General features: G+C 68.9%; 6 protein-coding genes. All 6 read right to left on the bottom strand.

The genetic code is table 11. The features are described 5' to 3' along the window. Positions 1-17: 17 nt before the first annotated feature. Positions 18-2,756: a LuxR C-terminal-related transcriptional regulator gene (locus ACWGKS_RS23825; RefSeq protein WP_452524106.1), complete on the bottom strand. Its 2,739-nt coding sequence runs from the start codon at positions 2,754-2,756 to the stop codon at positions 18-20. 72 nt (positions 2,757-2,828) lie between these two features. Then, positions 2,829-3,038 carry an MbtH family protein gene (locus ACWGKS_RS23820; protein WP_358509898.1) on the bottom strand — a complete coding sequence of 70 codons (210 nt, stop codon included), beginning with the start codon at positions 3,036-3,038 and terminating at the stop codon, positions 2,829-2,831. 101 nt (positions 3,039-3,139) lie between these two features. Next, positions 3,140-4,381: a hypothetical protein gene (locus ACWGKS_RS23815; RefSeq protein ID WP_358509901.1), complete on the bottom strand. Its 1,242-nt coding sequence runs from the start codon at positions 4,379-4,381 to the stop codon at positions 3,140-3,142. Between the two features lie 748 nt (positions 4,382-5,129). Further along, entirely contained in the window at positions 5,130-6,506 is a 1,377-nt protein-coding gene (locus ACWGKS_RS23810) for a serine hydroxymethyltransferase (RefSeq protein ID WP_358511835.1), read from the bottom strand. Further along, complete coding sequence (locus ACWGKS_RS23805) at positions 6,503-9,826, bottom strand: non-ribosomal peptide synthetase (RefSeq protein WP_452524103.1); 3,324 nt, start codon at positions 9,824-9,826, stop codon at positions 6,503-6,505. The genes ACWGKS_RS23810 and ACWGKS_RS23805 overlap by 4 nt, the downstream gene beginning before the upstream one ends. Continuing rightward, a complete protein-coding gene (locus tag ACWGKS_RS23800) occupies positions 9,823-15,177 on the bottom strand; it encodes an amino acid adenylation domain-containing protein (protein WP_452524101.1) in 5,355 nt (1,784 codons plus the stop codon). The genes ACWGKS_RS23805 and ACWGKS_RS23800 overlap by 4 nt, the downstream gene beginning before the upstream one ends. Between the last annotated feature and the right edge of the window lie 35 nt (positions 15,178-15,212).

Below are 15,212 nucleotides of genomic sequence, written 5' to 3'. Positions count from 1 at the left end.
TCCCGGTCGGGGCCACCTCACTCGGTGACGGTGCCCGCCCCGGCCTTGCTTCGTTGCGGACGTACCCCGATCTCCCCTCTGCCCATCATCGCGGCGATCTCGGCCCGGGAGGCCACTTCCAGCTTCCCGAAGATACGACCGAGATGGGTCTCCACGGTCTTGTGGCTCATCTCCAGCCGTCGAGCGATCTGCCGGTTGGTGTGTCCCTCGCTGACCAGACCGGCGATCTCGAACTCACGTCGGCTGAGCTTGTGCCGGCTCTCCTCGACGAGTGGCGGGGCGCCCTCGAAACGCTCGATCTCGGCCCTCAGGGTCGGCACCAAGGCCGCGAGGGCGCCCGCACCGGTGCGTTCGGCGGACAGGGCCAACCGTTCCATGTGCCTGCCCGCCGAACCGGCGTCGCCCAAGGCCAGGAGGGCGCGGGCCGCCGCGGCGTGCGCCCGACCCATTTCGAACGAGCAGGTCAACGAGGACCCCCCGGCGACTATGGCGTCCAGTGCGTGGGCCAGGGCTTCGCTGGGACGCCGAGCCGCCGCGCTCAGCGCCAGATCGGCCAGGCAGCGACTCTGCGCGGTTCCCAGGGCCTCCGCCGCGGCCGTAGCCCGCGCGGCCCAACTCAGGGCCTCGTCGTGATCGCCTCGGGCGGCCTCCGCCCGACAAAGCGACTCGGCGACGGCGGGACGCTCCCAGACCGGAAGCTCGGAGAGATGATCGCCGGCGCCGTCCAACAGGGCATGGATCGCCTCCGAGACGTCGCCCGCGAGCAGGTGCGCCCCACCTTGGGAGATACGTGCCCGCCGCCACCAGGGGCTGTCCGGGGAGACCGCGTTAATGGCGTTCTGGGCGTCCGCGAGCGCGGCGAGGACCGCGCCTTCGACGAGCCACACCTGCGCGCGGGCGTTCAAGGCCATGGCGATCAGGTCCGCCGCGCCCATCAGTTCGGCGAGTCGGACCGCCTCTTCGACCCGGGCCAGGGCCTCCACGACCCGGCCCTGGCGCAGTTGGCAGAGTCCGAGACCGACGAGCATCGGTACCACGGCCGGGGGACACCCGCCGCGCCGGACGATGGACAGGCCACGCGTGAAGTGGCGGATCGCGACATCGCACGTGTCCAGGTGGGCCTCCACCCAGGCGAGGTGGGTCAGTGCTTCGGGGCGGCGGGCGAGCTGACCGTCGGATCGCCGTTCGATCATTTTGGCGGCCTCGACGGCGCTGTGCCGCGCGACCTCGGTGTCTCCACGTGACAGACGGGTCGTGGCGTGGATCCCTAGGACGACCGCCTGGGCCACGGGGTCCTCACTGCCCATGACGGACAGGACCGCGCCATCGGACCAGTCCCATCCGGTGTCCCACAGGGACGTGGCCGCCAGTGCGGTACGCAACCGGTGCGCGTCGTGAACGCCCCTTCCGGCGATACCCGTGTGCAGGAGGGCACGAGCCTGGGTGTAGTGGCCATCGATCTGCGCCAACCAGGCCCTGAGCTCGATCACCTCCCCGGTCTCCGGTGTGCGCGGATCGGTGTGGTCCAGGAGCGAATCGACCTCGGCCATGAGCGTGCGACCCCGGTCGATTCGTCCACTGGACACGCACACCCGGGCCAGGCCGAGCATGATCTCCAGCCTTGAGCGCGGATCGTCCTCCCCCATGTGGGCGAGAACGCTCTCGTACCAGCGAACGGCCTTGACCGGGTCGGACACCTCGACGGCCTTGGCCGCTTCGATCAGTAGGGCACGGGCATCGTCCCCATCCTCCGACCGACACAGGTGATCCGCGTAGTCGGTGACCGGACGACCCTCCTCACGGAGCGTGTGCGCGGCCCGTCGATGCGCGACGAGCCTGGTCGTGAGGGGGGCCGCGTAGTAGGCGGCCCAGCGCAGCACCTGGTGACGGTAGACGAATCCACGCCGTCCGGCGTTGGCGCGGAGTACGTCGGCGTCCACCAGCGCACCCACCGCCGTGAGCGTCTCGGCGATGTCGAGGTCGGCGACCCTGGCGAGGCGTTCGGGTGGGAAATGCCCATCGAACACCGACGCGGCGTACGCGACCGCTCGAATCGGCCCGGGCAGTGCTTCGATCTCCATGCTCAAGGGCGCCAGGGCGTCAGGATCGGGGACGATGTCGGAGCCGTCCACGCAGTCGCTCCCCCCGCACAGGGCGATCAGGGCCCTCAGGTACCGGGGGTTGCCCCCGCTCTTCTCATGAATGGTGGAACGGTGGCGGACACACACCTCCTCGGCGGTGATCGACAGGCTCTCCTCCCTGTCGAGGGGGCCTACCTGGAGCCGCACGTGCCGCCATCGACCTTGTGAACCACCGATGGCGGCGAGCAGCCGGGTCGAGCACTGGCGTGGACGATGCGCCACCACCAAGGACATCCGCCGGGCCGGCGGATGGTGCAGGATCCGAATGATCTCCGTTTCCATCTCCGGCGAGGCCAGGTGGGCGTCGTCCACCACGAGGACCAGGCCGAGACCCCCGTCCACCTCCTGGCGCGCGACCCCGGGGAGACCGGCGGGCAGGGGGGCGAACGTTCCGCACCCCTGGGTGTCGGCGGTGCCCGCGACGACGGTGTTCCGATCTCCATCGACGCCGGCCAGGGCTTCCGTCAACAGCCGGGTCTTGCCGATACCGGGTTCACCGACGACCTCGATGAGCCGCGGTGGTCCGTCCACGGAGTCCAATTCCCGGCAAAGGGACATGAGCTCCCTGGTTCGACCGGTGAACGTCTGATGGCCGAGCTCGGTCTGGATTCTCATCTTGTCTACCCCTCAAGGGTCGGGTGGTCACTCCGGTTTCGGGCCGCGGTCGTATGGAGGGGCCGGCGGAACCTAGGCGTCTCCCATGGCCAGGCGCAGGCTCAGGGGTCGCATGTCGGTCCAGGTCCGGTTGATGTGTGCCAGGCACTCCTCCTTGGTGCCGGTGGTGCCCTCGTGCCGCCATCCGTGCGGGAGCTTCCGGGACTCGGGCCAGACGGAGTACTGTTCCTCGTCGTTGACCACGACGCTGTAGCGGATGTTGTTCTCCGAGGTGTCCTGCATGGGTCTTCTCCTGATCGTCGGGTTGGATTCGTGCTCTTCTGACATGGATCCGGTCTGGAGGGTGAGGCCCCGGACGTTCCCGCCGGGTCCTCGGAACCGGTTCAGGAAGGGGCCGTCAGCTCGGCGATGGCGTCGAGGAGGGCGTCCCGGACGGCGGGGTCGAGTACGTGACCACGGCTTCCGACGGGGCGGGTGGCTTGAAGGGCGGTGTGCGTCAACTCGGCACAGCGTTGAATCTGCGCGGTCTCGAAACCCCGCATGGTCAGACTGGTCAACGAGAGGGACAGGCCGTGGTGTTCGTCGTCGCGCTCGGCGCTATGGAACCTGCTGCCGGTGGCCTCGATCCCGACCTCGGCCAGGGCCGACTCGGCCATGGTGCCGCTCAGGCCCGAACCGTCCAGGTCGATGAGGACCATGTGGGTGTCGGTACCTCCGGTCACCGGACGGTACCCGTACAGGCTGAGTTCATCGGCGAGGGTGCGGGCGTTGTCGATGGTGCGCTCGGCGACCTCGCGCCACCACGGGGTCACGGCGGCCGCCAGGGTGTGCGCCTGCGCGGCGAGAAAGGTGTCCACCCGGCCCTGGGAGTTCCGATGGCTCACCCGCCTCAGACGCTGGGCGATGCCACGCCCCCGGTATTCGGTGTTCGCGTCGCGTCCGCACAGGATCAGTCCCCCGGGCGGCCCGCCGAGCTGGCCGTGGGTACCGGCGATCACGATGTGGGCGTCGTTGATCGGGTTGGGCAGGAGACCCGCGGAGATGATTCCGGTGATCCCGGTGATGTCGGCGATGAGCAAACTGTCGGCTTCGTCGGCGACGCGCCGTAGCAGGGCGAAGTCGGTGCTGCGCAGTCGGTTGACGGCGTCATAGATGATCGCCGTGGGTCGGTGGTGCCGCACGGCCTCGATGAAACCGGCCCGGTCGAGGTCCCCGTCCGGTGGGATGTCGAGGTCCACCCGCTGGTGGAAGCCCGGGAACGTGGGTCCCAGAGGATCGATCCCGGTGGTGTGGATACGCAGCACCACGTCCTCGGGTTCGAGCAGGGCCAGGCAGACGAGCTGGAGGGCGTCGGCGGGCGAGGTGGGACGGACGTCGGCGTACTCGGCGCCGAACAGGTGCTGGGCTCGGTCGATCGTCATGTCCTCCAGGGCGCTCGGGGAACGGTCGAAGCGCACGGGCAGGTGATCGGACATGAGCGCGCGGACGGCGGGCGGAACGTACCCGTCGGAGAGCGACATCGTCAGGGTCCCGGCCCTGCGGGAGCTCTCCTGGGACACGAGGTCGCGGAGCCCCCCGTCCCAGAGAAAGTCCTGGGGAGCGACGATGGAAGAGGACCCGCTCATTGTCCCGAGATATGGGATCGAAAAACCAGGGGTGGTCATATCTATAGTGGCCTTCCAGCGAATGGTGATGAATGCAGGATCCCTGCCCGGGATTCCGTTCGCCCTCGATGCGTTGAAGAATCGCAGAGAGCATTATTCTTTCTGAGAATCGGAGTGCCCGACACCGCGGGTCCGGTCAACGCCACTCCGGCTGCGGAAGTCTTCTTCGGACGAGACCATTCCCCGGCACCGACCGGGCGAGCTCGCTCCTGACCTGGTCAAAGGGCTTTGCGAAGCCTAAAGCCTAGTTCGGCCAGTCCGTCCCGCCATCGGTGGAGTTCGGCCAGTCCGTCCCGCCATCGGCCATCTGCGCCCCGGAGTTCGGCCAGTCCGTGCCCCCCGCGACCACCGAAACCTCGAAGGACTCGGCACCGAGAGCGGGGACCGCAGCCAAAGCGAGACCGAACGAGAAACCGAAGGCAATAGCAATTTTCTTCATGGTGGACCCTCTCGATGAAAGCTTATGTTTTGCCGAACTCCCGGGTTTTCGCTAACTCCTTGCCCGGCACTTCATAGTCTTCACGAGAAGGCCACTCCAGACCAGATTTCACCGGGTTCATGAAGTTGCATGACAACAATCTCCCCGCCGCGCTCCCTCTCTGAGCAGGGAGGACTCCATCGGGCCGCGCCCCTCGCGTCCTTGGAGGAACGCGGAAGGGCCCGACGATGGCCGGGCCCTTCCTTGAAGTCCTCCTGCCGGAGGCGGGGATCAGGGGGTCGAGGACACGAGCTCCTCACCGACCCCGGCCCGTACCGGGAAACGCCGGCAGAGCTCGGCCACCTCGGCCCGCACCCCCTCGCGCACCGCTTCGGACAGGACGAACTCGTCATCCCCGGTGCTCCGCAGCGAACGCCACACACGATCGACCAGCGTCGCGCATTCGACCATGGCTTCGGATCCCATCCCACGCAGGGCCAGCGAGTTCGTGCCGAACCGGACCCCGCCCGAGATCCGGGCCGGGTAGCCGTCACCAGGGATCTTGTTGCGGTTGACGATGATCCCGCAGGATTCGAGGGATCGCTCGGCGTTGGCCCCGGTCAGCCCGGAGCCTCCCGTGTCCACCAGGACCATGTGGTTGTCGGTGCCGCCGGTCTGCACGCGCCAACCCAGTTCGGCCAGCGCGGACGCCAAGGCGCGGGCGTCGTCGAGGACGCGCTCCGCCAACCGGTGGAAGCCCGCCGATCCCACGATCCCCAGCGCCCGGGCCTTCGCGGCGATCCCGTTGACCCGAGGTGTTCCCTGGAAGTACGGGAAGACCCCCTGCTGGATCACGGAGGAGAGCCTGCGACCGCCCGGCCCGGGGGTGTCGGCGTCCGCGCCCATGAGGATGAGCCCACCGCGAGGTCCGTACAACTGTTTGTAGGTGCTGGTCGTGGTGAAGTGCGCGGCGTCGATCGGGCTGGGGTGCAGCCCGGCCGCGACCAACCCGGCGATGTGCGAGATGTCGGCGAGCAGGTAGGCGCCCACCTCGTCGGCGATCTCACGGAACCGGGCGAAGTCGATCTCGCGTGGATAGGAGCTGGCTCCGCACACGATCAGACGTGGCCGGTGCCTTCGAGCGAGTTCGGCGATCTCGCCATGGTCGAGCCTTCCGTCGGGGCCCACACCGTAGGAGACCGGGCGGAAGTAGCGTCCGGAGAAGGACACCGGTGCCCCGTGCGTCAGATGGCCGCCCGCGCTGAGCTCCATCCCCATGATCGTGTCCCCGGGATCCAGCAGGGAGGTCATCACCACCTGGTTGGCGGTGCTGCCCGAATGTGGTTGGACGTTGGCGTATCGAGCGCCGAACACGTCCTTGGCCCTGTCCACGGCGAGCCGCTCGATCTCGTCCACCACCACGCAGCCCGCGTGGTACCGCCGTCCGGGGTAACCCTCGGTGGTGACGTTGCCGACCGCGCTTCCCTCGCAGGCGAGCACCGAGCTGTCCGCCGCGCTGGCCGAGGCCACCATGGCCAGTGTCTCCTCCTGACGAATCTGGTCCCGTTCGAGCATCGAGAAGAGCGCCGGGTCCTGCGAGCTCAGCCGCCGCAGACCATCCGTCGCGGTGGCGGCCAGCGGTCCGTCGACCATCACATCACCGTTCATCGGACACCACCGGTCTCCTCCGCCAGCATGGCCATGACCTCTTCCTCGCTCATCTGACCGACGTCGAGCGTCAACTGCGCCGCCGCGTCGACGTCGACCCCCTGCTCACGCCCCAGGTCTCGCACGACCGTGGCCTGCCGTTCGACGGTCCTCGCGTCGAACACGGCACGCAGCGGAAGATCGATCCCGAAGACCTCCCCGGCCAGAACGGCGATGCGAGTGGCGGCCATCGAATACCCGCCGAGTTCGAAGAAGGAGTCGTGGACACCGACTCGATCGACGTCCAGGACCGACTCCCACAGTTCGACCAGGACGCTCTCCACCGGGGTGCGCGGGCCGGTGTACGCGTTGTCCAGGTTCGGCCGGGCACTCCCGGGCTCGGGGAGCGCGGCCCGATCGACCTTCCCATTGGGCGACAGCGGCAGCCGTCGCAGTTCGACGAAGGACGAGGGCACCATGTACTCGGGCAGGGTGGCGCCGATGTGCTCCCGCAAGGAAGCGATCGATGGCTCGATCCCCTCCTCCGGTACGTGGTAGGCGACCAACCGGGTCCGGCCGCCGTCTTCGCGCGCGACCACCACTCCCTCGGCCACCCCGGGGTGTGTCAGCAGGGAGGCCGTGACCTCACCCGGTTCCACTCGAAGACCACGGATCTTGGTCTGGTGATCGATACGGCCGATGAGTTCGAGGACCCCGTCGGAGCGATAGCGCACCAGGTCGCCCGTCCGATATAGGCGAGCCCCCGCGGGCACGTTGCCGTAACGCCCGGCGAAGGGGTGTGGGACGAAGCGCTCCGCGGTCAGTCCGGGGCGATCCAGGTAACCGCGGGTCAACCCGACCCCGCCCAGGTACAGCTCACCGGGTACCCCGATCGGGGCGGGCCGGCCGTACTCGTCGAGCACGAGGACCTGTTGGTTCTCCATGGCGACGCCGTACGGGATGGCGGACCACTCCGGGTCCACGGTGACCACCTCGTGGATCGTGGAGTGGATGGACGCCTCGGTGGCGCCGCCCATCACCACGACTCGCGCGCCCGGAGCGCACGAACGCAACCGTTCAGGCAGGCCGAGCCCGACCCAGTCTCCCCCCAGGTAAGCCAGACGTATGGAGGAAGCGCTCCCGGCGCCGCGCTCGTCGACCTCCTCGACGAACGTCTCCAGCAGCGCGGGGGCGGAGTTCCACACGGTGATCCGGTGTTCCCGGACCAGATCGGCCCAGTGCCGGGGGTCCTGGGCCCGGTGCGCCTCGGGTAGGACGACGGTCCCGCCCGCGGCGAGCATCCCCAACATGTCGTAGACGGACATGTCGAAACTGGCCGAGGACAGCGCCAACAACGTGTCCGTGGTTCCCACCCCGCCCACTCGGTTGAGGTCGAGGATGTTGTTGACCACGCCCCGGTGGGGGACCGCGATGCCCTTGGGTCGCCCGGTGGAACCAGACGTGTAGATGACGTAGGCGAGGTTGTCGGGCCGGGCCCGATCGTGCTCCCGATCCTTCCTACCCGGAACCTCGACCGTCTGTAGGTCCGCGACCCCGATGACCCGGGCGGCCCCGGTGTGCTCTGGCAACCGCTCGGCCAGACCGTCCTCGGTGAGCAGTACCCGGGGACGCGCGTCCTCGATCATGAAGGCCAGGCGATCCGACGGGTATTCCGGATCCAGCGGGAGGTGGCCCCCGCCCGCCTTGAGGATGCCGAGGAAGACCGGCAACCGCACCGGCGCGGCGGCGCTCAGGAAGGAGCCGACCAGCACCTCCGGTCCCACTCCGAGGTGGGTCAGGCCGGAGGCGATCCGCTCCGCCCAGGCGTCCAGCTCGGCGTAGGTCGACGATCCGCCCGGGTACACGAGAGCGGTGGCGTTCGGGGTGAGCCGGGCCCTCTCCTCGAACAGCTCGTGCAGACAGCGATCCTGGATGTCCGAACCTGTGGAGTTCCACGTCGAGACCGCGGTCTCGACCTCGTTCGGGGAGAGCAGGGGAAGGTCGGAGAGTCTCCGTTCCGGCTTCTCCACCGCTGCGGCCAACAGCCTCTCGAACTGGGCCCATAGCCGTGCGATGGTGCCCTCGTCGAACATGTCGGTGCTGTACTCGAAGAAGCCCTCGTAGCGGTCTCCCGCGTCCCACATCTGCAGGTCCAGATCGACCTGGGTGGCGTTCCGGGGCACGTGCACCGCCGAGATCTCCAGGTTCCCCACCGCGGGGTTGGGCATCGGCGCGTTCTGCATGACGAACATGACCTGGGTCAGCGGCTGATGGCTGAGGTCCCGGTGGGGCGCGATCTCTTCGACCAGGCGGTCGAAGGGAAGATCTTGGTGTTCGAAACCCGCCAGCACGGTCCGGCGCACACGACCCACGAGCTCGGAGAAGGCGGGGTCGCCCTCCAGGGAGGTCCGGAAGAGCACGATGTTGATGAAGCAGCCGATGAGGTCCTCGGTCTCGGCGGTACGCGTGGCGACCCCGGTGCTCACCACCACGTCGCGGGTGCGCGCCCACAGACCGATCGCCGCCTGGAACGCCGCCAGGATGGTCATGTACGGTGTCGCCCCGAGTTCACCGCTCAGCTCACGGACGCGTCTGGACACCTCCGGGGACAGGCTCAAGGGCAGCATGTTCCCGTGGAAGCTCTGCGCCGGGGGGCGAGGGCGGTCCGCGGGCAAGTCCAAGACCGGCGGCGCACCCCCGAGCTCACCTCGCCAGAAGCTCAGGAAGTCGCCGATCACCTCCTCGGTGAGGTTCTCACGCTGCCAGGCCGTGTAGTCCACGTACTGCACCGGGAGCTCGGGACCGCGTGGCGAACGCCCACTGAGGAAGGCCGGGTACCCCTCGGCGATCTCCCGAACGAAGATGCCGCACGACCACATGTCCGAGACCAGGTGGTGCATGGTGACCGCGAGCACGTGTTCCTCTGGGGCCAGACGCAACAGGGTGATCCGAACGAGACCCTCGTCGATCGCGAAAGGCGCGCGTGCGTCGGCCCCCAACCGCGCGGCGAGCAGCTCCTCGGACCCGGCCTCGGGGGTACCGGTGAGGTCCTCCTCGTGAACGTCCAGCGGGGACTCGGGCAGGACCACCTGCGCGGACTCGCCGTCGATGGTGGTGAACACCGTACGCAACGACTCGTGCCGACCCATGACATGCCCGATCGAGGCGAGCAGTGCCTCCCGATCCATCGGTCCCCGCAGTCGCAGGGCGAACGGGACGTGGTAGGCGGCCGTCCCCGGGAAGAGCTGCTCGATGATCATCAGCCGTTGCTGAGCGAACGTCACGGGGAACGCCAGGGGTTCCTCGGTGCTCTGCATGGTCCTCTCCTCCTGGTGACTCATGAGTCCATTCCTGTCTGGTCGCTCCGCGAGGCGCGGAGCCTGCGCAATACGTCGGCGCGGCCCGTTCCCGAGACTCCGGCGAAACCGCGCCGGTCCACCCGGGTGACGACCGGTGCCGGTGCCGTCGCGGTCGACTCGTCCACCAGGGCGGCGACCCCTCGCAGGGTCGGCCGCTCGAACAGACGGTGTAGTTGCAGCCGCACCCCGAAGACGTCCCGCACGCGCAGGACGAGCCTGGACAGCAGGAGCGAGTGGGCCCCCAACTCGAACCAGTTGTCGTCGCGTCCCAGCCGGGCGCCTCCGAGCAGTTCGACGACGATCCGGTGCAGCTCCCGTTCGGTGTCGGTGGCGGGAGCCTCCGAGGAGGCCACCGCCGTGACCTCCGGTTCGGGCAGCTTCCTTCGGTCGATCTTGTTGCTGGAGTTCAGGGGCAGCTCGGAGAGCCACACGAAGTGCGTGGGCACCATGTAGACGGGAAGTCGCTCGCTCAGGGCCTCACGCAGCGCGCGATCGGCGGACTGGCGGTCGAAGGCGGCCGTACCCACACGGTTTCGGGCCTCGACGTAGGCCACCAGCGTGGACACCGACGCGGTCTGGTGGACCACCACCGCGGAACGGCGCACGGTCGGGTGTCGGTCGAGCGCGCTCTCGATCTCGCCGAGTTCGATCCGATGACCGTTGAACTTGACCTGTTGGTCCGCCCGCCCCAGGAATTCCAGGCGCCCATCGGCGCCGAAGCGCGCCAGGTCACCGGTCCGATACATTCGAGCACCGGGGGTCCCTCCATGCGGATCGGGCACGAACCTGTCGGCGGTCAGTCCGGGGCGACCCAGGTAGCCGCGGGCGACCCCCGCGCCACCGATCACGACCTCGCCGATGACCCCCGCCGGTACCGGTTCCATCTCGGGGCCGAGGACGTAGAGGCTGGTCTCACCGAGCGGAGCGCCGATCGGTACGGGTCCTCGCCCGGTCTCGTCGATCCTTGCCGCCGCCGACCACACCGTGGTCTCGGTGGGCCCATAGAGGTTCCACAGCCGTTTTCCCCGGCCGATGAGCCGGTCGGCGAGAGCCTCCGACAGCGCTTCTCCCCCACTGGAGACGACCAGGTCGGGATGGCCCTCCCAGTGCGCGTCGCCCAGGAGCTGCCAAGTGGCGGGTGTGGCCATGGCGAAGGCGAACGCACCACTGTCCAGACGGGCGCGGAGCTGGGCACCGTCGGTCTTGACCGATGTGTCGGCGATGTGCACGACGCCCCCGGTGACCAGGGGCAGGAACACCTCCATGACGGAGATGTCGAAGGAGAAGCTGGCCAGTGCCAGGACACGGTCTCCGCGGCCGGGCGTGTGGGGCACGGCCATCGCGTCCATGAGGTGGGCCATGGCACGATGCGGGATCTGGACCCCCTTGGGGCGACCGGTCGATCCCGAGGTGTAGATGACGTAGGCGGTGTTGTCCGGGGTCAGTCGGCAGGGGGGCGGCCCCGGCGGCTGCTCTTCCAGGGTGCGTGCCAGGGTGTCCAGGGCCACGATCTCGACACCCTCGGCCGGAGAGGACTCGGGCGTGGTCGCGGTGACGACCGCTCGGGCCCCGGAGTCGGTGAGCATGAACTCGACCCGCTCCGCGGGCAGTTCGGAGTCGATGGGCAGGTAGGTGCCGCCCGCCTTGAGGACGGCGAGCATGGCCACGACCGCGTCCACCGACCTCGGCAGGTACAGTCCGACGACCTGTTCGGGGCCCACGCCCCGACCGACCAGATAGGTGGCCAGCCGGTCGGACCGATCGTCCAGTTCCGCGTAGCCGAGCGTGGGCACGTCCACGATGGTCGCGGGGTCGACCGGCTCGTCGATCGGCAGGTCTCGGGAGTCGAAGGCGATCGCGGGAGCGTCCGGATCGGCCGCGGCCCGTTCGGCGAACCGCTGGAAGACGTAGTCGTCCGGGCGATGGGCGAACCCGGTACCGGTCAATCGGTCGAGGACGCGGGCACGCTCGGTCTCGTCGAGCAGGGGCAGTTCCCCCACTCGCTGCTCGGGATCGGCCCCCGCTCCGGCGAGAAGTGTGCTCAGGTGCCGCACCATGCCCTCGACGGCCTCCGGGGTGAACAGGGCGGTGTCGTACTGAAGCAGTCCGCCCAATCCCTCCTCGGACTCGGCGAACGTCACCGAGAGGTCCAAGATCCCGTGCGGTGGGTCGAGCGGGAGGGGCCGCAGGTCGAGCCCGCCCAGCTCCAAACGGCCGTCCCGGTCACCGAGGATGAGCGAACTCATCCCTTGCGGCTGAGCACCGATCGGGCGCTGGAACGTGAAGAGGCTCTGCACGAGGGGCTGGCGCCCGAGGTTGCGATCCACCCTCAACCGCTCGACGAGCAGGGGCAGGGGGACGTCCTGGTGGAGTGCGGCCCGAACGCCACGGTCGACGGCACGCGTGTGGTCGGCGAAACTCAGGTCCGGTGCGATCCGGCCGCGCATCACCGCGGTGTTCACCAGGTTGCCGACGATCCCGGCCGTCTCGGCCCGCCCACGTCCGTGGACCGGGGTACCGACCAGGACATCGTCCCGCCCGGAGTAACGGGACAGGAACACCTGGTAGGCGCCGAGCAGGACCGAATAGAGGGTGGTCCCGGTCTTCGCCGCGCATTCCTTGAGGCTTCTGGTCAGCTCAGGGTCGAGTCGGAACCGGACGGTGCCGGAACGGAAGCCCTGCTCGGCGGGGCGGGGGTGGCTGGTGGGCAGTTCGAGTTCGGTGGGTGCGCCTTGGAGCTCCTCCTTCCAGAAGTCGATGAGCCGGGCACCATCGTCCTCCAACCGTGCGCTCTCGTGGCGAACCGGACGCAGGTGGCTGGGCGCGGGCCCCCAGTCGGGGAGCGGGCCCCCGGTCGTGATGGCGCGGTAGAGGCGGCCCAGTTCGTCGAGCATCACCTCCATCGACCAGAGGTCGGACACCAGGTGGTGCAGCATGAACACCAGCCTGTCGTGGTCCGGACCCAGGAGCAGGCAGACCCGGACCAACGGACCGGAGGCCACGTCGAAGGGAGCGTAGGCGAGCCGTCGGGCCTCAGCTTCGATCCGGTCACGGTCCAGGTCGCGCACGTCGCTCTCGGTGAACTCGGGTTCGAGTTCCGCGTGCACCCTCTGGACGGGCTCGCCGTCGACCACGGGGAAGGAGGTGCGCAGGGCGGTATGACGTTCCGACAACAGGGCCAGGGCCCGGCGCATCGCGGACGCGTCCACCCGTCCGGAGACCTCGGCCGCCATGCCGATGTTGTGCGCCGAACTGGCCGGCGCGAACTGGTGCAGGAACCACATCGCTCGCTGATTGTGCGAGAGGGGGTGGTCGGTGGGTCCGTCGGTCATCACCTCCTCCGGGGGGACACGCGAAGCGGTCGAGGCCCGGAGCACGAGTTCGTCGATGGTGAGGGCGAGTACGTCCTCCGGATCCAGGTCCACCTGCAGCTGGGTCTCCACGCGGTGTCGGAGTCGGACGGTGTCCAGGGAGTCCATGCCCAGCTCCACCAGGGGGCGGTCCAGAGGGATCCGCGTCGCGGACACGTCGAGCACCGCCGCGATCGACTCGCGCAGGAAGACGGCGAGGCCATCGGCGTCGCCGTCGGACTCCTCGCCCTCGGGGAGGAGCCGTTCCCCTTCCTGGGAACGCAGTTCGGCGAGCACCGTCAACGTGCCCTCGTGCAGGGCCTTGCGACAGGCGCGCCGGGCGATCTTGCCACTGGTGGTACGCGGGATGGTCAGCGAGCGGACGAGGACCACGGAGTCCACGCGCACCTCATGCTCCTCGACGACCGCGGCACGGACGCTCCGGGTCACCTCGTCCAGGTCCACGTCCTGACCGCTCCGGACCTCCTGCACGACGACGACCCGCTCCCGGCCGTCCTCCTCGTCCAGGGCGAAGGCCGCGCCACCGTTGGGCTGAAGCGCGGGCGAAGAGCGTTGGGCGGTGAGTTCGATGTCCTGCGGATAGTGGTTGCGTCCGCGGACGATGATCAAGTCCTTGCTGCGTCCGGTGACGTACAGCTGGCCGTCCCGAAGGAAACCCAGGTCTCCGGTGCGAAGGAAGGGAACCGTGGGTTCGTCGGCCAGGGTGAGCCCGAAGGGGTCGTCCTCGGTGTCGGGACGGTTCCAGTAGCCCTGGGCGACACTGGCCCCGTGGACCCAGATCTCCCCGACCTCGCCCTCGGGCAACGAGGTTCGTGTGGCCGGTTCGACGACCTCGACCCGATGCGCGGCGGGGACCGCGCCGCCGGCCACCACGTCGGAGGCGGCCCCGCCCCCGGCCCCTTCCATGGGCGGGGCCGAGACCCGGATACCGGAACCGTGGGGTCCGGCCGTGACCATGAGGGACGCTTCGGCCAGGCCGTAGCAGGGCAGGAGCGAGGAGGATCGGAACCCGGAGACGGCGAACTTGTCGGCGAAGGCCCGCATCGTGTCCTCGCGTACGGGCTCGGCGCCGTTGAAGGCCACCTCCCAACTGCTGAGGTCGAGCCGGGCGGCCTGCTCGTCGGTGACCTTCTCCACGCACAGGTCGTAGGCGAAGTTGGGGGCTCCGCTGACCACGGCCCTGTCTTCGCTGATGGCTTCGAGCCAGCGGTAGGGGTCGCGGATGAAGGTGACGGGTGACATCAGGGCCATGGTGCCGCCACGTCGCACGGTGCCCATGACCGAACCGATGAGTCCCATGTCGTGGTAGACGGGAAGCCAGGAGACACCGCGCATGTCGTCCCGCAGACCGAACGCCTCCTGGATCAGCGCGGTGTTCGCCAGCAGGTTGCCGTGGGTGAGCGCCACGCCTCTGGGGGTGGCGGTCGAGCCCGAGGTGTACTGGAGGAACGCCAGAGATCCCGTATCGAGTGCGGGGGCGTCCCAGCCCGTGGCTGCCGCGTCCGGCACGTCATCCGTCGCGACCAGGCGAAGCTTCTCCAGCCCGGGGACGAGACCGATGCGGCCGTCCATCCGATCGCGTCCGGCCGCCGTGGTCAGCGCGAACTCCGCACCGCTGTCCTGGACCATGCCCACCACGCGTGCGAGCGAACGCGGATTGCGGGTGGGCGGGTAGGCGGGGACCGCGACGACCCCCGCGTACAGGCAGCCGAAGAAGGCGGTGACGAACTCCAGACCAGGCGGGTAGAACAAGAGCGCGGAACGTCCGCCCAGGCCAAGGCCGAGCAGGTGCGTTCCGATCGCCCTGGCCCTCAGGTCGAGCTCCGCGTAGTCGATCCGGTCGGGCGTGGCACCCGCCTGCTCCGGACGGAAATTGAACGCGGTCCGGTCCGGCCTGTCCCCCGCGGCACCGGACAGCACGTCACGCCATGTCCTGGGCGCCCCCGTTGCGAAGTCGGTCATGCCTCACCCTTCGTTCGTCGGATCCCGGTCGTATG

The sequence above is a fragment of the Nocardiopsis sp. NPDC055879 genome, assembly GCF_053615935.1.
The sequence above is the reverse complement of the archived record's forward strand: the minus strand, read 5'-3'. Positions and strand labels throughout refer to the sequence as shown.